The sequence below is a fragment of the Kamptonema animale CS-326 genome (assembly GCF_028330895.1).
Classification (GTDB): domain Bacteria; phylum Cyanobacteriota; class Cyanobacteriia; order Cyanobacteriales; family Microcoleaceae; genus Kamptonema; species Kamptonema formosum.
In genome coordinates this window covers 1-21,583 of sequence record NZ_JAQMUA010000328.1, presented here as the reverse complement: position 1 = coordinate 21,583, position 21,583 = coordinate 1, and the positions used below count along the sequence as shown (strand labels likewise).

The 21,583-nt window shown below is 41.5% G+C and carries 18 protein-coding genes; 10 read left to right on the top strand and 8 right to left on the bottom strand.

The window, feature by feature from the left end; all coding sequences use genetic code 11:
• Positions 1-5: 5 nt before the first annotated feature.
• Complete coding sequence (gene cas6 / locus PN499_RS19230; RefSeq protein WP_272033712.1) at positions 6-899, top strand: CRISPR-associated endoribonuclease Cas6; 894 nt, start codon at positions 6-8, stop codon at positions 897-899.
• Here the strand turns inward: cas6 and PN499_RS19225 are convergent.
• The 3 genes from PN499_RS19225 to PN499_RS19215 all read right to left on the bottom strand — a co-directional run bounded on the left by PN499_RS19225 (position 880) and on the right by PN499_RS19215 (position 2,892).
• Complete coding sequence (locus PN499_RS19225) at positions 880-1,527, bottom strand: SH3 domain-containing protein (protein WP_272033711.1); 648 nt, start codon at positions 1,525-1,527, stop codon at positions 880-882. The two genes, cas6 and PN499_RS19225, sit on opposite strands and share 20 nt — an antisense overlap.
• 78 nt (positions 1,528-1,605) lie before the next feature.
• Positions 1,606-2,466, bottom strand: coding sequence for a DUF4351 domain-containing protein (locus PN499_RS19220; protein WP_272033710.1), 861 nt, complete (start codon positions 2,464-2,466; stop codon positions 1,606-1,608).
• A gap of 99 nt (positions 2,467-2,565) precedes the next feature.
• Positions 2,566-2,892, bottom strand: coding sequence for an antibiotic biosynthesis monooxygenase (locus PN499_RS19215; protein ID WP_272033709.1), 327 nt, complete (start codon positions 2,890-2,892; stop codon positions 2,566-2,568).
• Between the two features lie 362 nt (positions 2,893-3,254).
• Here PN499_RS19215 and PN499_RS19210 point away from each other — a divergent pair, with 362 nt between their 5' ends.
• The 4 genes from PN499_RS19210 (at position 3,255) to PN499_RS19195 (ending at position 10,029) form a co-directional block, all read left to right on the top strand.
• Complete coding sequence (locus tag PN499_RS19210) at positions 3,255-4,391, top strand: hybrid sensor histidine kinase/response regulator (RefSeq protein WP_272033708.1); 1,137 nt, start codon at positions 3,255-3,257, stop codon at positions 4,389-4,391.
• A gap of 318 nt (positions 4,392-4,709) precedes the next feature.
• Positions 4,710-8,081, top strand: a complete 3,372-nt coding sequence (locus tag PN499_RS19205) for a PAS domain S-box protein (protein WP_272033707.1) — start codon at positions 4,710-4,712, stop codon at positions 8,079-8,081.
• A gap of 33 nt (positions 8,082-8,114) precedes the next feature.
• Positions 8,115-8,828 carry an ATP-binding response regulator gene (locus tag PN499_RS19200; RefSeq protein ID WP_272033706.1) on the top strand — a complete coding sequence of 238 codons (714 nt, stop codon included), beginning with the start codon at positions 8,115-8,117 and terminating at the stop codon, positions 8,826-8,828.
• Between the two features lie 106 nt (positions 8,829-8,934).
• Positions 8,935-10,029 (top strand): hybrid sensor histidine kinase/response regulator, encoded by a 1,095-nt coding sequence (locus PN499_RS19195; protein ID WP_272033705.1) that lies wholly within the window; start codon positions 8,935-8,937, stop codon positions 10,027-10,029.
• A 231-nt stretch (positions 10,030-10,260) separates the two neighbouring features.
• Here PN499_RS19195 and hetR read toward each other — a convergent pair whose 3' ends face one another.
• Entirely contained in the window at positions 10,261-11,163 is a 903-nt protein-coding gene (gene hetR / locus PN499_RS19190) for a heterocyst differentiation master regulator HetR (protein ID WP_026103653.1), read from the bottom strand.
• Positions 11,164-11,194: 31 nt separating this feature from the next.
• Here hetR and PN499_RS19185 point away from each other — a divergent pair, with 31 nt between their 5' ends.
• Entirely contained in the window at positions 11,195-11,368 is a 174-nt protein-coding gene (locus tag PN499_RS19185; RefSeq protein ID WP_155523377.1) for a hypothetical protein, read from the top strand.
• Between the two features lie 423 nt (positions 11,369-11,791).
• Here PN499_RS19185 and patX read toward each other — a convergent pair whose 3' ends face one another.
• Both patX and PN499_RS19175 read right to left on the bottom strand, forming a co-directional pair.
• The gene (gene patX / locus PN499_RS19180; RefSeq protein ID WP_272033704.1) at positions 11,792-12,019 is read right to left on the bottom strand and encodes a heterocyst-inhibiting protein PatX; all 228 of its coding nucleotides are present in this window, start codon (positions 12,017-12,019) and stop codon (positions 11,792-11,794) included.
• A gap of 888 nt (positions 12,020-12,907) precedes the next feature.
• Positions 12,908-13,930, bottom strand: a complete 1,023-nt coding sequence (locus tag PN499_RS19175) for a YihY/virulence factor BrkB family protein (protein ID WP_272033703.1) — start codon at positions 13,928-13,930, stop codon at positions 12,908-12,910.
• Positions 13,931-14,156: 226 nt separating this feature from the next.
• Here PN499_RS19175 and PN499_RS19170 point away from each other — a divergent pair, with 226 nt between their 5' ends.
• Positions 14,157-14,732, top strand: coding sequence for a hypothetical protein (locus tag PN499_RS19170; RefSeq protein WP_272033702.1), 576 nt, complete (start codon positions 14,157-14,159; stop codon positions 14,730-14,732).
• 128 nt (positions 14,733-14,860) lie between these two features.
• On the opposite strand, the gene PN499_RS19165 is transcribed toward PN499_RS19170, so the two are convergent.
• Complete coding sequence (locus PN499_RS19165) at positions 14,861-17,563, bottom strand: AAA-like domain-containing protein (RefSeq protein ID WP_272033701.1); 2,703 nt, start codon at positions 17,561-17,563, stop codon at positions 14,861-14,863.
• 65 nt (positions 17,564-17,628) lie between these two features.
• Between PN499_RS19165 and PN499_RS19160 the strand changes: the two genes are divergently transcribed.
• Positions 17,629-18,084, top strand: a complete 456-nt coding sequence (locus PN499_RS19160; RefSeq protein WP_272033700.1) for a DUF29 domain-containing protein — start codon at positions 17,629-17,631, stop codon at positions 18,082-18,084.
• Here PN499_RS19160 and PN499_RS19155 read toward each other — a convergent pair.
• Positions 18,074-19,438, bottom strand: a complete 1,365-nt coding sequence (locus PN499_RS19155) for an AAA-like domain-containing protein (RefSeq protein WP_334311703.1) — start codon at positions 19,436-19,438, stop codon at positions 18,074-18,076. The two genes, PN499_RS19160 and PN499_RS19155, sit on opposite strands and share 11 nt — an antisense overlap.
• Before the next feature lie 261 nt (positions 19,439-19,699).
• Here PN499_RS19155 and PN499_RS19150 point away from each other — a divergent pair, with 261 nt between their 5' ends.
• On the top strand, positions 19,700-20,884 hold the full coding sequence (locus PN499_RS19150) for a DUF3747 domain-containing protein (protein ID WP_272033699.1): 1,185 nt from the start codon (positions 19,700-19,702) through the stop codon (positions 20,882-20,884).
• Between the two features lie 117 nt (positions 20,885-21,001).
• Entirely contained in the window at positions 21,002-21,352 is a 351-nt protein-coding gene (locus PN499_RS19145) for a hypothetical protein (RefSeq protein WP_272033698.1), read from the top strand.
• Positions 21,353-21,583 lie beyond the last annotated feature (231 nt).

Genomic DNA, 21,583 nt, shown 5'->3' with positions numbered 1-21,583 from the left:
TGCTTATGCCCTATAGCTTGGTTTTAAACTTATTGCCATCTTCGCCAATCCCACCCCAATTTTTGACTGGGCGGCATCTGCACGCTTTGTTCTTAAAATTAGTAAGTGCAGTAGATACTGATTTAAGTGCTTATTTGCACGATCAAGCTAATGAAAAAGCTTTCACCCTTAGCCCCTTACAAGTGTCTAAAAAAGAAGCGCAAAAGATTAAGATAATAGGGGAAAACAAGAGAATCGATCCTCTAGGTTCTAGGACTTTGCAGTGGGAATACAAACAAGTAATTCGGGGAAATACACCGATTTGGTGGCGTATTTCTCTTTTAGATGACAGTTTATTCGCCCGCCTGACTCAACTTTGGTTGCACCTAAATTTCGATCGCCCTTGGCATCTCGGCCCCGCAGATTTACACATTACTAGCATCTTAGCAGTACCGCAACCTGCCCAGCCTTGGGTGAATGCGATTTCCTATACACAATTATACGAGCATGCTTCAGCAGAAGAACGGCAAATTGCTTTTAGTTTCTGCACTCCCACTAATTTTCGTCAAGGTCAATACGATACACCGATGCCAACTAGAGACACTATTTTTGGTAGCTTGCTAAATCGCTGGAATAAATATAGCAATATTCCACTAGATCGTACTATTATCGAGCCTATTTTTCCCAGCTTTTTTGACATTCATACTGAAATGTTAGCTGATTCTCGCAGTAAATTTATTGGGTGTGTCGGCGAAGTTAGTTATCGAATTATGGGCGACGTTGAACCGCTAAAGATTAAACAAATTAATGCTTTAGCAGATTTTGCTCTCTATAGCGGAGTGGGGCGGAAAACACCGATGGGTATGGGAATGGTACGGCGGCTGCAAGAGCTCAGTAATGCTAACGGTTACAGAATGTAAGATTACCGCGACCATCTGGATTTCCATTAGAAATCCACCCTTTCAGCGGGGATTCAATTTCAATCCAGTTAAGATTTTCCACTGTTCTAATGATTACTGGAACGTCTGTAGGTTTGACTATTTCTCCATTCCTGACTCGCCCTACTAGACGAGACTTAGTGGTAGCATCTGAATGAATTGCTAAACCATCTTGCGCTGAGGAATTGACACGGTAACAGGGGTTTTCTGCCAGAGAGATTTTCATGGCTATGGCGGTGACAGTAGCTTTAAAACTGCCATTAATCCAACATCCGTATTCTATCTCTCCTGAACCTATGGTATTAACATCGCGGCTGACTCTATACCAATAAGTCTCTAATTGTCTTTTCTCTGTATGGGGAGTATCAACCTCTCCAAAGCACTGATTTTGCAGTTCCATTCCTAACCCTAAATCCATATTAGATAGACCAAACTCTAATCCTGCATCTTTGAGGTTTTTCCAAGGTTGCCACAAACTCCAACCTCGTTGGGAGATATTAGTAGGGCGATTGGGATTGCCGGGATTCGCTTTAACAGGTAAGGAGGAAATTATTAAGGTGGCGATAGCTGAAATTGCTAGAGTTGAGGCAAATAAATTGGGTGATTTCATGGTAATTATGTTGTCTAATCCCGTTAGACCTCGAAGGTTAACGGGATGAAAAAATTAGTAGATTGTAAAATTGAACAATTAGTTAATTGAGGATGATTGTGTCTGTTGTACTTGCAACCAAGCGGCTAAATCTGCTAGATTAGAGAAGCCAAGAAGCGCTTCTCCCAAGTTTTCTAATTGAGGGATTGCTAATCTTTGAATCTGTTCGCTTAGTTGTGGTTCTAACTCCCCAAAACGATATGAAATCAGGCGTTCGAGAATTGCTACTTCTCCTCGCTGCATACCTTGTTGCATACCTTGTTGTACACCTTGTTGCAGAATATCTTGATAGGTGACTGATTCTCTCATAATATCCTCTCTGAATAATTGACGAATCAATTTTTTCTCAAACCGTAGACCAGCTAGAACGAAAACACAAGCTGAGATGTTATTCCGTTGCTCTGTTTCTTCAATGATAGCAACTTGTTGAGCAACTTGCTCTAATAAAGTATTAGGGTTGTCGCTTTGAGCTAAAGCAGCCAGGGGTAAAAGTTCTGGCGTAACTAAAAGTGGAGCGGGATTTTGTTCCCACATCCGAATAATTCGATAGCGGTGTGTCGTATAATTATCTTGATATTGATTCTGCAATACTAATTCTGAATTAGTACGTTTGAGGAAAATAACTACCTGTTCAATAGGTAAGCGATATTTCCTTGTTAATATAGCTTTATATTCAAGCATCCGCAAGGGAATTGGCGGATTTGAATAGGGTACTGTTTGAAATTCCAGATGCAGAATTTGGTTATCAGTTTGTAGTAAAACAAGAGCATCTGCCTCAATCGGTTCGGGTATAATTTCGGTTTTAAGTACCCGGATATTTTCCGGTTCTGTATTTAGTAGCCAGCGGACAAATGAGGCTGGAGATTTTTCGGCGAGATATTTACAAGTGTTGTCGTACATGACTCTACAATCGATTTTCACACAACTTAATTCCAAAGATTAGGTTAGTTGTTATCTCTACTGATAACTCCGCTGGCTTTTTGATACTAGAGCAACTATTTACTCTTCTTTTGGCTTAATTTCGCTGACAATTTCATAAATATCAGTATCAGGAACTTTAGCAAATAAATGATTTATCTGCTTCAATATTTCCTGGTAAGCTTCGCTTTGATTAGATGCCATATCTTCTACGCTCTCCCAGAAAATTATGGCAAGTCCTTTGTCTGTCTCCGGCAATTGTAGTAAGTATGCCCCCTTAAAACCATGAGCATAGGTTGATACAGCCTTTTGATAAAGTTGCTTGGCTTCTTCAAACTTACCGGGTTTAAATTCTCCGATGGCGACGTAGGCAAATTGATGCCGCAGAAAATCTAGAAATTCTGACATTAGTTTTACTTTGGGTAAAGGTTGATACACAAAATAGAATTTTACCCTATAACTGTAATTTTAGTAAATGCGGCTGTAAGTAGTTATTTAAAAAGAAAAAATATATTGTGAGGTTGGCAAGACTCCTGTCTGTCCTGATTTAGAGGTCGGTGGGAGGCTAATTTGTCTATGCTGGATCGAGATTGAACAAAGTATGCTAGTATTAGCGCCAACTGTTGAAGCATTAAGGCTAGACAATAGCATAAGTCAGGAATTAGGATTCATAATTGACATATTATCCTGAATAGCTCAGGATTTAGAATTTATGATTCAGAATTAAAACTCTAACTCCTAAATTATTTTTGCAACTACCAATAATCAATATGGCATTAGTTAAAATTGTAATTGTTGAAGATGAAAGAATAATTGCTCTTGACCTTAAGAGCAGTTTAAATAAATTCGGGTATGAAGTCTGTGGAATATTTTCTTCGGGAGAAAAGGCCCTAGAAAAAATTGGCGAACTCCAACCGGATTTAGTTTTAATGGATATTCTTTTGAAAGGTAAGATGGATGGCGTGCAAACGGCTGAAAAAATTAGCAGCAAATTTCAGATCCCTATAGTATTTTTAACCGCTCACACCGATGAAACTAATTTGCAGAGAGCGAAAGAGACTTATCTTTTTGGATATATTGTCAAACCTTTTGAGGAAAGAGATTTGTACACAACTGTCGAGATTGCTCTTTATCGGGCGAAAGCGGAATCTGAAATTCGGAAAGCCTTAGAAAAAGAAAAGGAACTAAACGAACTAAAATCCCGATTTGTTTCGATGGTTTCCCATGAATTTCGCACGCCGTTAGCAACGATATTATTTTCGGCTGGTTTGCTGGAAAATTATGGTCAAAAATGGTCAGAAGATAAAAAAATCACTCATTTACAACGCATTCAAACAGCAGTTAAACAAATGACTGTACTTTTAGAAGATATCTTAATTATCGGCAAATCAGAAACAGTAAGACAGGAATTTAAACCCGTTACTATAGATTTAAAAAAATTCTGTATTGAAATCATAGAAGAATTGCAACTGGTGGCGAATGAACATGAGATTATATTTGAGTGTAGTACCGAGAACACTGAGGTAGAAATGGATGAAAAGCTGCTAAGGCAGATTCTCTGTAATTTACTGTCAAATGCTATCAAATATTCCGATCGAGGGAGCCGCATTCATTTTGATCTGACTTTTGGGGAGGCTGAATTTACAACTCCTGATTTAGAATTAACTCCTCCTGCAAAAGTTGCTATCTTCCGCATTCAAGACGAGGGAATTGGGATTCCCCTAGAAGATAGACCGCGAATGTTTGAGACATTTTACCGTGCTAAAAATGTGGGGACAATATCAGGGACAGGATTAGGTTTAGCGATTGTTAAAAGATCTGTAGAGTTACACGGAGGTCAAATAGAAGTAGGCAGCGAAGTAGGAGTAGGAACAGTTGTAACAGTTACTTTACCTGTACGAAAATAGAGGTGAGTGAGAGTTGGGGTTGAAAACAGGAGATTACTGTTTATACATTTGTAACTAGAAAACTGGAGGGTGATGAGTTCTTGACCTTACTATAACCTTAAGATATACTTTTAATCAAGTCTAGGGGGCGGGTTATGAAGATTATAAATTTAAAATTAAAATTAAAGATAATGGGCAACTCGTCCTGACACTAGCTGATATTATATAAGCACAAATTAATTGCATATTATTGCTCGTTAGCAATTAACAACTGCTAACGAGCAATCACAGTTAACGGTTAACAGTTAACAAATGGGGTATGTTATGGATAGGGTAGAAATGTACAGGACAATCGAAACCTTGCAACAGCGAGTAAAGTTCTTAGAAGCAGAAATTACTCAACTGCTTGACAGTAGGAAGAGTGAAGTGGAACAGCAGGTACTAGAACGGACGGTATGGCAACAGCAGGTGAAGCGAGAACGGCTTTTAGGGAGTATGGCCTGGGGGATTCGCCAGTCCTTGAATCTAGAGGAAATTTTGAGCGGGGTAGTCAAGGAAGTACGCAATTTGTTGCAGTGCGATCGCGTGGTGGTTTACCAGTTTGGCTCCACAATTGACGGTACGATCGTTGCAGAATCCGTCGCTCCCGGTTGGTCTCAAACTCTGGGCAATTATATTCCCGACACCTGTTGGCAGGAAAATCAGGCTTTAAAGTACCGTTGGGGACACAAGCAAGCGATCGCGGACATTTCTCAAGCTGGGTTCAAAGATTGTCATCGGGAATTATTAGAACGCTTGCAGATTCGCGCTCAACTCAGCGTTCCCATCTCGATCGCTCGACATTTCCCACGCGCGAGTCAGGAAACTCAAAAGTCTCCGCCGCTGCTGTGGGGTTTGCTATTTGCCAATCAATGTTCTGCGCCGCGTCTGTGGCGAGAGTCAGAATTAGAATTGCTAGACGAACTAGGAGTACAAATCGCGATCGCCATTCAGCAGAATTGCTTGTTTGGTGAGTTGCAAACTGAACTCACCAAACGCCAACAATTAGAAATTGCCCTTACTGAAAGCGAAGAAAGATTTCGCTCCATTGCTAACAGTCTCCCTGTCTTATTATGGATGTCCGATCCCACCGGGGAACGCAATTTTTTCAATCAAACTTGGTTAAACTTCACGGGGCGCACTCTTGAACAAGAAATTAATCACGGTTGGATGCGAGGGTTGCACCCAGAAGATTGCCAGAAAGCTGTGGAAACTTACTTTTCTGCTTTCCACCAAAGGCAGAGTTTCCAAATAGAATACCGCTTCCGACGCGCTGACGGCAAATATCGCTGGCTGTTGGATAAAGGAGCCCCTAGATTCTCCCCAGATGGCAGTTTTGCCGGCTATATTGGCTCCTGTATTGACATCACCGATCGCAAATGGGCGGAGGATGGGCTATACCAAAGCGAACGCCTCTATGCAACGCTAACAGAAGTCTCGCCTGTAGGCTTCTTCCGCACGGATGTTGAGGGAAAAAATTTATATAGCAACGAGCGAAGTTGCGAAATAGCTGGCCTCGAACCAGGAGAAAGCGTAGGATATGGTTGGACAAAGAACCTGCATCCAGACGATCGCGATCGCGTTTTAGCTGAATGGCATCAAGCCATTCAAACAGAGGAAATATTTAGCTCCGAATATCGGTTTCTACGCCCGGACGGTACTGTAAAATGGGTATTTGGTCAAGCCGTAGCTGAGAGGGAAGACAACGGCACAGTAGTCAGTTATATTGGCACTATTACCGACATTAGCGATCGCAAACAAGCTGAAGCCAAGTTGCAAACAGCCTACCAACAGTTAACCTTTCACGTCGAAAACTCCCCTTTAGCCGTCATCGAATGGGACAAACATTTTCGAGTAAAACGCTGGTCAAAGCAAGCAGAAAAAATCTTCGGTTGGCGAGAGGAAGAAGTTTTGGGGCTTCACCCCAACGAGTGGTCAATTGTATTTGTCGATGAGATCGAGAGCGTGAATGGAGTAGTAAGCCGCCTACTGACTGGGAGCGAATCTCGAAATACTAGCCACAATCGTAATTACACGAAAGAAGGTGCCGTGATCTATTGCGATTGGTACAATTCCGTACTCTTTGACAGCGCCGAAAATCTGATATCTATCCAGTCATTAGTTCAAGATGTAAGCGATCGCAAACGTGCAGAAACCGCCCTACAACATTTAGCTGGAGAGTTAGAAATTAGAGTTCAGGAACGAACGCAGGAATTAGCGAGCACTGTCAAACTTTTACAGCAAGAAATTGCCGAGCGCGAGCAAGCCCAAAAAGAATTACTTGTGCTTAAAGAGCGCTTACAATATTTGCTATCCGCTAGCCCGACAGTGATTTATAGTTGCAAGGCAGAAGGCAATTACGCCACAACTTTCATCAGTGACAACATTGCCGTTTTGCTAGGATACAAACCCACCGATTTTATAGAAGAATCTAGTTTCTGGATTAATGGCATTCACCCAGAAGACGTACCCCGTATTTTCAACGAAATGATGTCCAATTTTGGCGGCAGTAAGCACATCCTTGAATACCGCTTTTTGGACGCATTTGGAAATTATGTGTGGTTACAAAATGATTTAACACTGGTACGAGATTCAGCGGGAAATCCCTTAGAAATAGTTGGTTCAATGATCGATATTACTGCTAAAAAACTAGCAGAATCAGCACTTGTAGCAGCTAAGGAACAATTGCAAGCCGTGATCGATGCCGTGCCTGGATTTGTGTCTTGGATTGGTGCAGATTTGCGGTTTCTGGGGGTGAATCGGCAATTAGCACTGATGTTTAATCTATCTCCCGATACGTTTGTTGGCAAGGAAATCGGATTTATCAATAGTAATTTTAACTATACAGATTTTATTAGTGATTTTTTTACTGCTTCTGACACATCAACCAGTCAAGAAATCACCCTCGCACTTGCCAACGATCGGTTATTACCCCAGAGCCGCACTTATTTAGTAGTTGCTCAGAAATATAACCAGGAACAAGCTGCTATCTTTGTAGGGATTGACATCACCGAACGCAAACAAGGCGAGGAGCAAATCAAAGCTTCACTTAAGGAAAAAGAAGTATTGCTCAAAGAAATTCATCACCGCGTAAAAAACAATCTGCAAATCATTTCTAGCTTGCTCAAACTTCAGTCTAAATATATCAAAGATCCAGAATCAATGGTACTCTTTCTAGACAGCTACAACCGGATCCGATCGATGGCTTTGATTCATGAAAATTTGTACAGAACTACAGACTTAGCTAGAATTAATACTGCTGAATACATCCGCAAATTGGTATCTAACTTGTCTAGCTCTTATGGCTGTTCCTCAAGACTAATAGAAGTAAAACTAGAAATTGAAAGTATTTGTTTAGATATTGATACCGCAATTCCTTGTGGTTTAATTATCAATGAACTGGTTTCAAATGCTTTCAAATATGCTTTCCCACAGGGCAGGAAGGGAAAAATATTAGTGAGTTTTAAATTAGAAAATAACACTAACTTTGTTTTAAGAGTCAGCGATAGCGGCGTTGGCTTCCCTGAAAATTTTGACTGGGAGGAAACCGAATCCCTCGGATTGCAGTTGGTGGTGAATTTAACCGAACAATTAGGCGGTAATATAGAATTAGATCGAAGTCGCGGCACAGACTTTCAGGTATACTTTGCCAAAAGTACCCGTACTAAATGAGCGGATATAAATTATCAAGGAGCTAGCAACACAGTGAAAAAAATTTTAGTTGTGGAAGATGAAAAATTGATTAGGCTTAACATTTTGGAGTGTTTGGAGAATGCCAATTTCACGGCTTTTGGTGCAGAAAATGGCAGCAAAGGTATTCAATTAGCAGGAATACATCAACCAGATTTGATTATTTGTGATATTATGATGCCAGACATTGACGGCTATTCAGTTCTGACAGAAGTACGCCAAAATATTGTTACTGCTACTACTCCTTTCATTTTTTTATCAGCTAAAAGTGAAAGGGAAGATATGCGTTTGGGAATGGAACTGGGAGCAGATGATTATATTACCAAGCCCTGTACGCCTACAGAACTACTCAGCGCGATCGCAGCCAGATTAGAAAAACATAATGCCTATATTCAACAGTCTACTAGCGAACGCGATCGCGCTAAATCTTTACAAAAAAGAGTCCAAGAACTCCAGCAACTAAGTCAAACTAGAGAAGAACTACTGAAAAGACTCTCAGAAGACTTGCGAGATCCGATGTCTAATATCAATATGGCAGTGGAAATGTTGAAATTAGCCCCTTCTCAGCAAGCTCGCGATCGCTACCTCAAAATTTTGCAGCAAGAGTGCGCTCGCGAATTAGCAATACTCAATCAAATCTCCAACTGGCAAGATTTTTTAACTCCCGAAAATATCCGGCTACTGAATAGATTGAATATTTCTAATAATTCTAACCAGCCTAACCCATGATGAAATCATAGTAACTTTAGCAGGAATGCTAGCAAACCAACTATTGTCGATCTTCAGAGTTTAAGATTTATAAAAATTTTTAAGCAAAAATAGGAGAATAAAAATTATGCCTAAAATCTTAGTAATAGAAGATGAAGAATTGATCAGAGAAAACATTTTAGAACTGCTGGATGCAGAGGAGTTTGAAGCTCTAGGTGCAGCCAACGGAAAAATTGGTGTAGAGATGGCAGCTCAACAACAACCAGATTTGATTTTGTGCGATGTGATGATGCCAGAACTTGATGGTTATAGCGTTTTAGCTGCTTTGCGATCGCATCCACTTACAGCTACGATTCCCTTCATCTTTCTAACAGCAAGAGCTGAAAAAGCGGATACCCGCAAAGGCATGGAGTTAGGAGCAGACGATTATATTCCCAAACCTTGTACGCCAGCAGAATTGCTAGCTGCGATCGCAACTAGGCTACAAAAGCAAGCCATAATTAACAAACATTCTGAAAAAAGAATGGATGATTTACGTAGAAATATCACTCGTTCTCTGCCTCACGAACTACGGACTCCCCTAAATGGAATTCTGGGTTTTACTGAAGTTCTTATATCCGAATACGACTACCTCGAACCATCAGAAATCCGGGAAATCATACAAAGAATTCACTATTCTGGAAAGCGCTTGGATCGGTTAATAGTAAATTTTTTAATTTATGCAGAGCTGGAAATATTAGCAGCTAATCCACAGCGCATCAAGACACTCCGCGACACTCTGGTTAGTTCTGCTGAAGCTGTGATTGCAGAACAGGCTTACCAACAAGCTAAACAGGCACAAAGAGAAGCTGATTTACAACTAAAACTTCAAGATTTCTCCGTGCCAATGGCAGCATTATGGCTAAATAAAGCAGTAGAAGAACTGGCAGGCAATGCTTTTAAATTTTCGGAACCAGGCACGCCAGTCAGGATCTCAACTGTGGTGGAGAATAATATATTTATACTATCAGCAACTAACAAGGGTCGGGGTATGACCTCGCAGCAAATTTCTCAACTAGGAGGTTATATGCAATTTGAACGTAAAATTTATGAACAGCAAGGTTCTGGTTTAGGATTGAGTATTGTTAAACATATCGCTGAATTGCACGGTGGAGAATTAAAGATAGAAAGTATTCCTAGTAAAGAAATTACTGTCTTCCTTTTTCTTCCTTTGTCGATGTAAAGATGAAGCGCGATCGCAATCAATGGCACAATATACTGGCAGTATTTCTTCAAAAGCAGGGATTATGATTCTGTTCATATCTGTCTGGCGCGATGAATGGTTTGAGGAAACTAGAATGTCCTAACCACCTTACATTTATTTATGTCCACCTACTTATAAGCCAGGTTTTCCCGTAAAAAAGAGTCAGAATTGTTTCTGACTCTTTTTTACCCCTGACTTAGTATTAAGAAACTATTCCTGTTTCGGGCCAAAAACCATTTGTAACACCATAGTCGGCTCACCTCTTTTATGATAGCGATCCGCCCACTGGCGAATCACCTCATCTAACTCTTCAAGAGCTTGGTCAAGGCGTTCAGGAGGAATATCCAACTCCTCCAAAACTCGCATTACCTTGGGTTGTTTTTCCGCCCAATCCTGCATCAGCTTAAAGTACCGTGCAGTATCCTCTACCATAATAAAAGTACGCTCTTCCTGCTCCGCCGGAGAATAAGAAGAGCGAGTTAGAGCATAAAAAGGCATTCCCCAAGGAGAATCAATTCTAGTTACAGTTCCCGAATAGATTAGGCGACGCTTAATATGTTCTGCGAGAGCTTCACTTAAAGGCATTCGCCTATCGACAGATAACTCTTCTTGCGATCGCCTATGCAGAAACTCGATCAACTCCATAAACTGAAAAGAATTGATCAATTGAGCGTCAGGCAAATTCGGCGGAAGTTTACCTTCGAGATATCGCTTTTCCTCAGCAGTCAAATTGTTGCCCGGAATCCGGGCCCGCCCTGGTTGCCAAGGATATTGTTCTAACCAAACATAAGGAAATTGAATTAAATAGCGAGGCTCTTGGGAACCAAGCATTTTCAACAACTTGCCCTTAGTCAGGGCTTCACGGACTTCTTCAACAATCACCTTCACCCGTTTGGGTTCAATGTGATGCAAGTGCCCGGTCATTCGCAGGTTTTGATCCTGTTCGATATAAGTTGTATAAATGGCACACTTAGCCGCAGTCGCTGCGGCATCAAGAAAAGCCCCGTGCCTATGCCCACTTGTCCTCATGGCACTGAATGCCAAATAAAGCATGATCTGATCCATTGCGCTAGGGCTGAGGCTCTTGATCAGATCCAAAGAATCATTACTCATCACAATCCCCGAAATAGCCAAACTTGGAGGCATGGTATCATCCTCCGTTAATTGTTGCGAATACGCCGTATTAGGCGATGCCAATTTTTGCTTGCGCCTTTTGGCAACCCTATTACTCACGCCAGTTACTTTCCCTGAGACTATTGGGGCGTTGGCGTGGAGGCGATCGCACCGAGAAGTGCGAGTTATTGGCGAATTCAAGTAGATTGTTGCACCCTATGCACTCAGGGTTTACCCACATATTATGTTAAGTATCACAGATTTATTATAATCCAGCCATCAAAGAATCATCCTGCTCTAGGAGAGATTGGTAAAAATTTTGAGCTACTGGGTCATTTAGCCCAGAGTACACCAATTATCCTACCCCTTCAGCAATAATAGTTTTTAAATATACAAAACCGCCAGACGCTTATATCTCTAGGCGGTTGGCGGTTCGGATTTTTTATGGTAGACTTACTCAGGCACAAAACACACTCCTAAATTTGGTAACAGCAAGTAGAATCGCCGTTGAGCCTGAGATGGTAAAAGCTCAGAACATCAGATAGAGCTCTAGGGGTGATGACCCAACCCAGACCAACCGCAGAACAGTGGAAATCTTGAGTTATCGAGCAAGGCAGTTGCAGTTCCATTAAAACTCATCAGCAGGATAGCTGTAAACGTTAGGAGCGATAAAATCTCTGCGACCGCTGCCTCTTTCAGGAGCACGCTCGCCCTTTTGTTGGGTTTGCGCTGAAAGCATATGTAGGGCAGCGCTGGATTGAAATTCTTCAATTGACTGGTATTCGATCGCTTGAGCATTAGCGGCGAAGCTGATGCCGAACAGGGCGAAGAAAATAATGGCTGTGTAGGTTTTCATGAGTAGTGTCCGTCTCTGTGTCCAATACCTGATACGGACAATCCCCTAACCAATCCGGACACTATATTATCTAATTCTAGGGGGTAGGCCTTGGAGGCTACGATGCTTAGGGAAGAATGTATTAGAATCAAGGATTTCGCGGGTCGATGGCTCAATGGCTCGACTAAGCGTCACCGAATGTCTCAGGCTTCGCCGAACGTCCGAAGGATTTAAGGAATTCACAATGTCCTAACTGCTAAGAAGGTTGCTATCAGATCAAACAAAAATCCCGCTCCAAGGAGCGGGAAAGCCATCAGGGTGCATCTACTGTATTAATCTAGCACGGTAGGGGGTGTAACCCCTCGCTATCTTCACAAAAGTTTACATAAGCTCTAAATCTGCTTATTTGGGTGAGATTGATTGACAAAAATATCTTAATGTGTATTATCAGAGTAAGAGTGAGTGTGAGGCGATCGCCAACATCTTTGCCGAAGGGTCTGACAAGGAAGTTGTCCTGGGTTTTCACCAAACAGATTAGGATTACAATTTTTTCTGGAAGGAAGACATTTATATTTAATCCGATGGCTTAGGCACATAATAACCCATAAAACTGATAGCCACTCAGCAACAACAAAGCATCGTCAATGCAGACAAATTTTTGATATTGAACATGACTAATTCTCGTAAGCTTCGGGTTCCATTATTTACCCGTATTTTCGGTATTATACTAGGTATTACCCTTATCATTTGGTTACTTAGAGGTTTTGGCATACTAACATTCATTCCTGGCGGTATTTTATGGCTGCTGCTTTTACTTTCTATTGGAACGGGAATTCTAAGCACTCTCCAGAGAAGGTGATATGGCATGGTGAAAAGAAGGAAGAAAAAACTTTTCTGATTAATTAGCAATTACCTCTTCCTTTTCATCGCCTTGCCGACAGTCACATTTAACTGAGCACCTAAAAGCATTACCAAAGAGCTGAAATTAAGCCATAATAGCAAAATAATAAAAGTTCCAATCGTGCCATAAGTCCAGTTATAATTCCCAAAATGAGAAACATAAAACCGCAATAAACCAGAGATTCCTGCCCAACAAATAGCGGCGAGAATTGCTCCGGGCAAAATCGGCGTTCCTCGGCGGTGATGACTGGGCCCATAGCGATAGATAAAGGCGAAGGCAAATGATACAATTCCTAAAGTAATTGGCCAGCGCCACAACTTCCAAACAGCTAACAACTTTGACTCTAGCGGACAAGATTGGAGGGGTAGTAATTGACAATTAGAGATATCTTGGAACGGGCAATTTGATACGGCTTCTAGAAAGCAACTTTGACGAGCTACAATTTGTACAATTAGATCGCTGATAAATACAACTCCGCAAGCTAAAATTAATAGCATAATTGTCCCGATACTTAACCCTATAGAAACAAGTTTCGCTTTCCAAAAAGGTCTAGTTCGATCGGCAGGAATTTGATGGATTTGATCGAGAGCAGCCATCGCTGCACTTAAAACTCCAGAAAATGCCCAAAGTGTCCCAATAAAACTGACAGAAAATATCTCTTGGTTGCGAGTTTGGAGGATTTCTTGGATTAAACTACGAATTAAAGTGCGAACTTCATTCGGGACTATCTCCCCTAACAGCCGCGCCATTTGATAAAGTGTGGACTGTAAGGATTCAAATAAAGCAATTGCTGCGATCGCAGCTAAAAGCGCAGGGAATAGAGCTAACATGGCATTGTAGGCCATTTCAGCGGACAATCCCAGCAAGCGCTGCTTTCCAGCACGATCGCCAACTTCCTTGAGGGTTGTCCAGTTTAGGTGGCTAAAGAAATTGAAAAAATGACGCGATCGCCTAATTATGCGTCTCAGGAGTCTCCAAAGCACCTGAAACATAGCTAAAATAAGGTGGCGCAAAGTAGAAAAAATGTTCATTATGGCTGATGCCTGATGGCAGGATAACTAGCAACTGGCAGGATGTGCAATTTTCTTTTCCCCTTTTTTAATAGGACTTGGGGGGTTCTAAGGATTATGAAGTAACCTCTGAAATCCTCCCTAGCTATGCTTAAAAAAAGGTGGAAAGAACAGTAAGTTGGACATCGCCCAACCATCGATTAGCAATTAGCAATTAGTAATTAGCAATTAGTAATTAAAACTGGATATGACTCAGGATATCAGGCAGTGGTTAAATGAAATTAAGGCTCTGCAACAGCAGTTAACAGAAGTTGTGCGCGATCGCGAAGCAGCCTTAGAGAGTGCGGGCCAATGGCGACAACTTTATAACACAGAAGCACAGCAGCGACGAGCCGAAGCTAAGCTAAATCAGCAAACGATCGCAGCTTTGCAAGCACAAATTCAGAAACTTCAAAGTTTCTCCTCCAGCATAGCCGATGAAAATAAGGCTGTAACTGCACTCAACCAACAGGTTGAACAACTGCAAACCCTGGAAGAAGTAAAAGCGAAACTTATAGAGGTACTTTTGGAACGCGATCGCGCCCGCGAAGAAATCAATAACTTAGCATCCGCCCTCAAAGCAGAACAATTACACCACGCCGAAACTCGTAAAAGTTTAACCTCTGCCTTGGGAGATGCTGTTGACTTACTCGCCAAAGGGCAAAATGCCCGTCATGTAGAAGTCGATCTCGTCTCCGATCCAAACGATCCTAATTACTCCGCCTCCAGCGAACTTCCAGCTTCTAAAAACCCTTTAATTCAACTACCACCTCTAAAATCTTAGGGGATTTTGAGTGGCGAGTTTTGAATTTATCGTAAGCCAGGAGTATATTCAGATCGCTACGGCAAAACAGCAAGCGTAGAAATAATTATACATCTTTTTAGCGGTCTTAGATAGTCAGGGCGATCTGACTAAAATTTGCACATACTTAAAACTCTAGTTGCGTAATTAGGTTGAGCGCTTAAAAAATTGCAGCTTTGCGCCAGCAATTCCTCTAAAGTTTCAATCCGCCTCAGCCAAATAGTACCATTACTGCCTGCTACAGCAAGTTTTTTACCATCAGGACTCCAGCTTACATTAACCACATTCTCGTTAAAATCAAATTGAGCAACTTGTCGCCCCGCTAAATTCCACAGCCGCACCGTCTTATCAATTCCTACAGTCGCAAAACGCTCTCCATCGGGGCTAAAGCTAACTAACTTAGTATCTAAATGCAAAGTCTCTATCTCCTTAAATAAATCCTTTTTTGACATATCCCAAAGCCCCAATTTACCGTTTAAAGTCACTGTAGCAAAGAGTCTTTGCTGCTGGGAAGAGCTAAAGCTAATACTAATAGCTTGGGTGGGCAAAGTTTCTTCTAACTTTCCTGAGATATTCCAAAGCCGGACTGTAGAATTGCCATCTAAAGTCGCTAAAAATTTTCCGTTGGGGCTAAAGGTTACGCTTCTAACTAAACCATTATTCCCTGGGAGTGTAACACCAGAGGCGATCGAGTTTGGCAGTTTAGAAAGATTCCACAACCTTGCAGCATCCTCTATACCAGCAGCAGCTAAAAGCTTCCCATCAGGGCTAAAACTAATACTGGTAATTGCTCCTTTAACCGCTTTCCATTCATAAATTTTTTGACCTGATAAATTCCATAATTTGACAGTCCCATCTCTTCCACCTGTGGCTAGATATTTTCCGTCAGGGCTAAAAATCAGGCTATTAATTGACTCTTGTAAAGCTTTCCATTCATAAGTCTTCTTCCCTGATAGATTCCACAGCCTTACAGAATTATCTACTCCAACCGTCGCCAGAAACTGTCCATCTTGGCTGAAACTAACACTGGTGACAGCACCAATGTGACCTTGCCAAGCCATCTCTCTTCCTTGAATAAAAGACCCTTGGAAATGCTTTTGTGCGTCGAGTTTATCGAGAATTACCTGTAAAGCTAATAGAGGTCTTGTGGCTGGATACCGCTGCAAAACTGGCTCATTCTTCACCAATGCTCTCAACTTCTGACCCGCTGCGATCGCTCTCGGTAAAGCCTCTAATAAAGCTTGGCTATTTTCTGAATTTTGAGAGATCGCCAAAAGTAAAGCATCCGTCCCATTTTGTTCTATTTCAATACTTGTCTGTGCGAGTTGAAACCGCTGATAAGCTAAAGTTGAAAAACTGATTGCACCTACCAAAGATGCCGCCAATATACCAGAACCTATCCCAATCCATTGTTTAGCTTTTTGCTTTGAAGTTGCTGCTTCCGTCTTAGCTTTTACAGCATTAATTCTGGCTTTTTCAGTCTCAATTTTAGCAGATTCTAGAGTTTGTTTTCGCTCGTCTAAAACTACTTGTTGGCTAGCTGTCAAAAATTGAAAATCATGATTTCTTAAACTTTTACCAGCAGCCCAGACTAATGCTAACTGCAAATCCTCACCCTGTAATAACTGAGAAGAATCTTGACAATTAGAATTTAGCCATGCTTTCATTGCCTGAGAGTAAGGTGGTAGCTTTTCTAATTCATAATCCACAAACTTTATATCAAAAATATGCTGGTAAATTAGGTTGGATACTTTTAATTTATCTCCACGTTTAACGACTAATCCTGATAGCCGCAGCTCCATCTGTTCTGGGCTACCATCAGCGGCAATTTCGCCCTGTTGTAAAATTTGCTGATATAACCCTAACCGTCTAACAATATGTTGGTCTTCTCTAAGGATGCGATCCCTAATTGTCGAAAGGTGTTCTGGCACATCGTGAGATTCCCAATTTTCGATCGCCCTCTGACTTACCACTTTTTCAACGAATAACTTAGGAGTAAGTTGCAACGAACTTTCGATTAAATCTGTACTTTCCCCTATAAGTTTACAAACCTTTTGGGTCAAAAAAGGTTGCCCTCCAGTCCAGTATAAAACCTCTCTAAGAATAGCCTGGGGATTTTCCGCCACCGCAGCCAACCCCGCAGTTAAAGGTTGTGCTTCTTCTTCATCAAAACCTGCTAATTCAATTGCCTTGCCAATATTAAAAGGTGTACTGCTGGAACCTTTATCTGTAGACAAATCATTGGGAGATGCCACCCCCAACAGTACCCAAGTGAGACGATTGTACTCTGAATTATTAGGACGTTTATTGTAGCCAGAGCGAATGAGAGCAAAAAAATCATCTGCCGGAAAATCAAGGGCAAGAATGCTATCAATTTCATCGATAAAAATTACAATATTACTGCTAATATTAGCCAGCATTACAGTTTCTATAAACTCGCTCAAACGCTGCACAGGTGCTAAAAAATCGCGCTCTCGCCACCAAGTTCGGACATTGACCACATCTGAGAGATTAAAATTATTTTCTATGGTGCGAATTAGACCAGCATACCATTGTTCAGGAGTCACGCCCCGGTTGCCAATTTCTGACATATCAATAGCTGCACAGGCGATTCCCTCAGCTTTTAGTCTTTGTATTGTTCGTACCTGTAAACTTGATTTACCCATCTGGCGGGAATTCAAAACATAACAAAATTCCCCAGCTTTTAATGCGCTGTAGAGGTCGTCATCTGCTTGGCGCTTCACATAATTGCAAGCGTCACCTGTTAGACTCCCGCCGACTTGATAGTAGGATGGTTTTGTTACTAAATTCATTAAAATAAAGGTAAACTAAGTTAAGTCTATCCCATTACATGGGATTTAAGGAGCTTATGACCCCGATGCCGAAAAACATAGCTCAGTTGTATAACGCGGACTTTGTGGCATGGACAGAAAAAACCGTGCATTTGCTTCGTACTGGGCAATTTCAACAGGTAGAATGGGAAGCTGTTATTGAGGAAATTGAAAGCTTGGGAAAATCTGAGCGGCGGGAGTTAAAAAGTCGATTAGAAGTGTTGTTACAGCATTTACTCAAGTGGCAATTTCAGTCTAGTTTGCGAAGTAGCTCTTGGCGAAATACGATTGATAAACAACGCAACCGGATTGAAGATTTACTGCTAGATAGTCCTAGTCTTAACCCCGCTCTAGAAGAAGTTTTAGGCGAGTGCTACCGCCGGGGTAAAAAGGCAGCCACCAATGAAACTGAATTTCCTATAGATACTTTTCCAGCAGAGTGCCCCTATAGTATTAACCAAATTCTAGATGCTGAGTTTTTACCAGATGCTATTAATCTATAGTCCCATTATCTCGCAAATTTTGACTCAAGTGCAAGCTGAAATATCGGCGGTACAATTCACATCTCGGACTGCACTCATTACCTTGTAATTTTACCAACCCTAAACTTTCTAATTTAAATGCCTGCATCGTTTTTAACTGTACCGAAGAACTCGCCATAACTACTTCTCTCATTCCCGCCGTCAATTCTGGATACTGTTCCAAATTCCACAACTGCCTGCGTAGATGATCGCTATAAACTCCACCTTCTCCAAAAGCAGTTTCCTTGAGCTGTTCAAGGGTCAAGTCCTGGCGTGAAATGTGATATAATGCTACTCGCACTAGATAAGGATTTCCCCCCACTATTGCCATCAATTCTAACACTTCTTGCTCTGACCACTTCAAATCATGCCGCTGCGCTAAATCTGCGATTTGTTGAGCGTTAAACTCTGGTAATTCTATTGGCAACCCCACATTGAAAGGGGATTGATTGATATTCATAGGAATGTAAACTTCTGTGGAGTGAACCACAATTAATCTTAGTTTTTTCCAAATCTCTCGGCGTTTTGATTCTTCATGCCAAGCTCGTAGTAATCCCAAGAAATCTTCAGCAATATCCGTATATTGAAAAATCCTGTCTATTTCATCTAAACCTAAAACTACCGGACTATCAATTTGCGGTAATATATACTTTTCAAAGTAATCTTTGCAATTAACCTTACTGCCAAAAATATCATCCCAATAATCATCTAATTGATTCGGCAAGTTCAATTCTCGCCCGATATAAGCGCAAAACCACTTTAAAAATTTATCTAAATTTGCAAACACGCCTTTATCTACTAGCTGAAAACTCAGGGGAACTGTGCAATAACCTTGACGTGAAGCGCTATCTAAAATCCGAGAAAGTAAAGAAGTTTTACCCATTTGTCTCGGAGCTTTAATCCGAATTAATGCACTTGATTGCAAAATTGTCTCATAGCAGCGTTCTTCAATTGGTGGTCGTTCCACATAAAATCTAGAATTTACATCGACTTGTCCCCCCGGCAATTCTGGTTCTGCCGTAGGTAAAGGAATATCATTACTAACTGTAAATTCCGTAGTTGTCTGGTTGCTCTCAGGTTTAGCAGAATTGTGATCGCTTGGTTCCAGGGTGAGCCCAAAAGTCGCGAATAACTGGCGAATTTTGCTGAGGTCGGCTCCATCTCGGCCCTGCCGAATTTTGCTAACAGTATCAGCGCCGACACCCGACTCCGCCTCTACCTCCGCTAGCGTGCCTTTGAGGTTGTTCTGGTCAGACCACTCCTGAATCGCCTCATTAATTTTTTTCAACCCAGAGGCGGTAAGAATTCGACCGCGATCGCGTTTTGACTTGAGCACTTCTCTTTTACCGAAAACCGAGTTTAACGCCTTAACTTGGTATTTTAGACGATTTTAAGGGAGATAGGAAACTCGCCCTAATTTAAGGAAGTTAATTTTTAGCCACATTTTTGACAGTAACCGACTCAAACCCTCTCCAGTCAGTAGTTGTAAGGTTTTCAATGATTTTACCTAAAAATATTTTTTAACTCCCTAATCTCCTGCGCGGAACCCCTCTCCAATTTTTTAAAGTAGTGACATCAAGCAAACAGGGAATACAAAATGAATATTTTACGCAGACTGGCAATGGCCGCTTTCGGTACCGCCGCTATCTTCACAATCAATACTTTAAATCAAGCTGCCGCAGCTTATAAATTTGACCAAACAGAAATTGACCAAAACAGCGTTGTTGCCGTTGCAGTTCCACGCGGTTTAGGCGGCCACCAACTGTTAGTTTTAGAACAAATATCTAAGGCGCGTTCTTGCTGGAGCGAAAGCGGTTCTAACCCCGTTACCATCGATCCGTTGCTGTTAAATTTTGACTTCACTGGTCTTTGCGGCCGCGCCACAGATAGCAATGGTTATTCTATCCGCATGGCTGGTACTGATTTGGCATTAAAATATAGTTTAAGTTTACAGAATAATGGCAGCGATGTTCTGCTTGTCGGCAGTCCTAACGATCCCAATTATCAGCCTGTTGTGATTGGTAGAACGCGGGGTGTAACTAGCGGTTTTATGAAGGTTTTTCTCGATCCAGAATGGCGTTTTGCTAAACGAGCTTATGACGGTAAAACTCTTGGACACTTTTATTTAGCCAGCAATCAAACTGCTCCGGGAACTGTAAATAATGGGACTGATACACCGCCTATTACTACTGCTTTTAAAGATATCAGTAGCGATATCTATTCTAAAGAAATTCAACAGGCTGTAGACCTGGGATTCGTTGCTGGATTCAGCGATAATACCTTCCGCCCTCAAGAAGCTTTAACTAGGGAGCAACTGGTGTCGTTAGTCTTGGAATCTTTGAAACGAGTCAAGGGTGCTAATTTAAATATTCCCACTCAAGTTTCATCTCGTCCTTATGCTGATGTTGAAGCTTCCCGCTGGAGTGCTGCTAAAATCAAATTTGCACAGGATAATAAGATTGTCAGCGGCTATGAAGATGGGACGTTTAAACCGCAGCAACTTGTCACTCGTGCTGAAATGATGGCAGTCCTAAGAAAAGCAGCAGAATTCGGTTTGACTTTGCAAGGTCAATCTCCCAATTTATCCCCCACACAACCAATTAAAACTTTCTCAGATACCCCTAATCACTGGGCCGCTTCCACAATTAATCAAATGTCGGGTTATTGCTCTGTAGCTTCTCCTTTGAATGAAAGTGGTAATCAGTTTTTCCCAGATGCCGGAGCGAAGCGTAATTATGCAGCCGCAGCTACTTTACGAATGCTCAATTGTGTTTCTAAGTAGTAGTTAATTGCTTTCGGTGAATAGCGATCGGACTTACCATTTTTGATTTCACTATTCACCTAAATCTTCCCAAGAATTAACAGATCGAACAGTTATTTAACAACCCAGGTAACAATCATGGAAACTATTCTTTGTTCACCTCTAGCTACCCCTAATCAATCTGAATCAGTTAAGGATAATTCCGATTTAGATAGCTGCATTGCATTAGCTTGGTTGGAGTTAGTGGCGTTAAATGCAGATGCTTTGACAGGAGATGATTGGCTGGCTTTGTGCGATGATATTGATACTGGCGAAATCTATCGAGACTGGTTTTTGTGGCAAGATATGGAAGTTAGCGGCGAATGGGAAGCTTTCGATCATTTAAGCGATCGCAGATTTGCATTCCCAGAAAAAGCTTCTCTCAAAGCTTTGATTGACAGGATAGAGGATGCGAGAAATTCCGCGATCGCACAGCTTGAATTTTGCTAGGATACCCTCTATAAGTCCCCCGAAATTCGGGGGACGAGGACAGCCGAAAGCTAAAAAAAGTATTTTTGAATACAATTTGCGGGAAGTCCAGCTCTAAAATATGTAGTTCAGGGATGCGATCGCCAATTTTTCTCACTCACTCCATTTTGCCGACAGACGTGCTATAATTCAAAAAAGCGAGGGCACGTAGCTCAGTGGATAGAGCATCAGATTCCGGTTCTGAGGGTCGGG

Excerpts from the sequence above, each read along its gene's own strand:
- PN499_RS19225 (WP_272033711.1), bottom strand. The coding sequence starts at position 1,527 with ATGAAATCACCCAATTTATTTGCCTCAACTCTAGCAATTTCAGCTATC.
- PN499_RS19160 (WP_272033700.1), top strand. The coding sequence starts at position 17,629 with ATGCCGAAAAACATAGCTCAGTTGTATAACGCGGACTTTGTGGCATGG.
- PN499_RS19195 (WP_272033705.1), top strand. The coding sequence starts at position 8,935 with ATGCCTAAAATCTTAGTAATAGAAGATGAAGAATTGATCAGAGAAAAC.
- PN499_RS19185 (WP_155523377.1), top strand. The coding sequence starts at position 11,195 with ATGGTATCATCCTCCGTTAATTGTTGCGAATACGCCGTATTAGGCGAT.
- PN499_RS19175 (WP_272033703.1), bottom strand. The coding sequence starts at position 13,930 with ATGAACATTTTTTCTACTTTGCGCCACCTTATTTTAGCTATGTTTCAG.
- PN499_RS19170 (WP_272033702.1), top strand. The coding sequence starts at position 14,157 with ATGACTCAGGATATCAGGCAGTGGTTAAATGAAATTAAGGCTCTGCAA.
- PN499_RS19150 (WP_272033699.1), top strand. The coding sequence starts at position 19,700 with ATGAATATTTTACGCAGACTGGCAATGGCCGCTTTCGGTACCGCCGCT.
- PN499_RS19145 (WP_272033698.1), top strand. The coding sequence starts at position 21,002 with ATGGAAACTATTCTTTGTTCACCTCTAGCTACCCCTAATCAATCTGAA.
- PN499_RS19220 (WP_272033710.1), bottom strand. The coding sequence starts at position 2,466 with ATGTACGACAACACTTGTAAATATCTCGCCGAAAAATCTCCAGCCTCA.
- PN499_RS19210 (WP_272033708.1), top strand. The coding sequence starts at position 3,255 with ATGGCATTAGTTAAAATTGTAATTGTTGAAGATGAAAGAATAATTGCT.
- PN499_RS19205 (WP_272033707.1), top strand. The coding sequence starts at position 4,710 with ATGTACAGGACAATCGAAACCTTGCAACAGCGAGTAAAGTTCTTAGAA.
- PN499_RS19165 (WP_272033701.1), bottom strand. The coding sequence starts at position 17,563 with ATGAATTTAGTAACAAAACCATCCTACTATCAAGTCGGCGGGAGTCTA.
- cas6 (WP_272033712.1), top strand. The coding sequence starts at position 6 with ATGCCCTATAGCTTGGTTTTAAACTTATTGCCATCTTCGCCAATCCCA.
- patX (WP_272033704.1), bottom strand. The coding sequence starts at position 12,019 with ATGAAAACCTACACAGCCATTATTTTCTTCGCCCTGTTCGGCATCAGC.
- PN499_RS19215 (WP_272033709.1), bottom strand. The coding sequence starts at position 2,892 with ATGTCAGAATTTCTAGATTTTCTGCGGCATCAATTTGCCTACGTCGCC.
- hetR (WP_026103653.1), bottom strand. The coding sequence starts at position 11,163 with ATGAGTAATGATTCTTTGGATCTGATCAAGAGCCTCAGCCCTAGCGCA.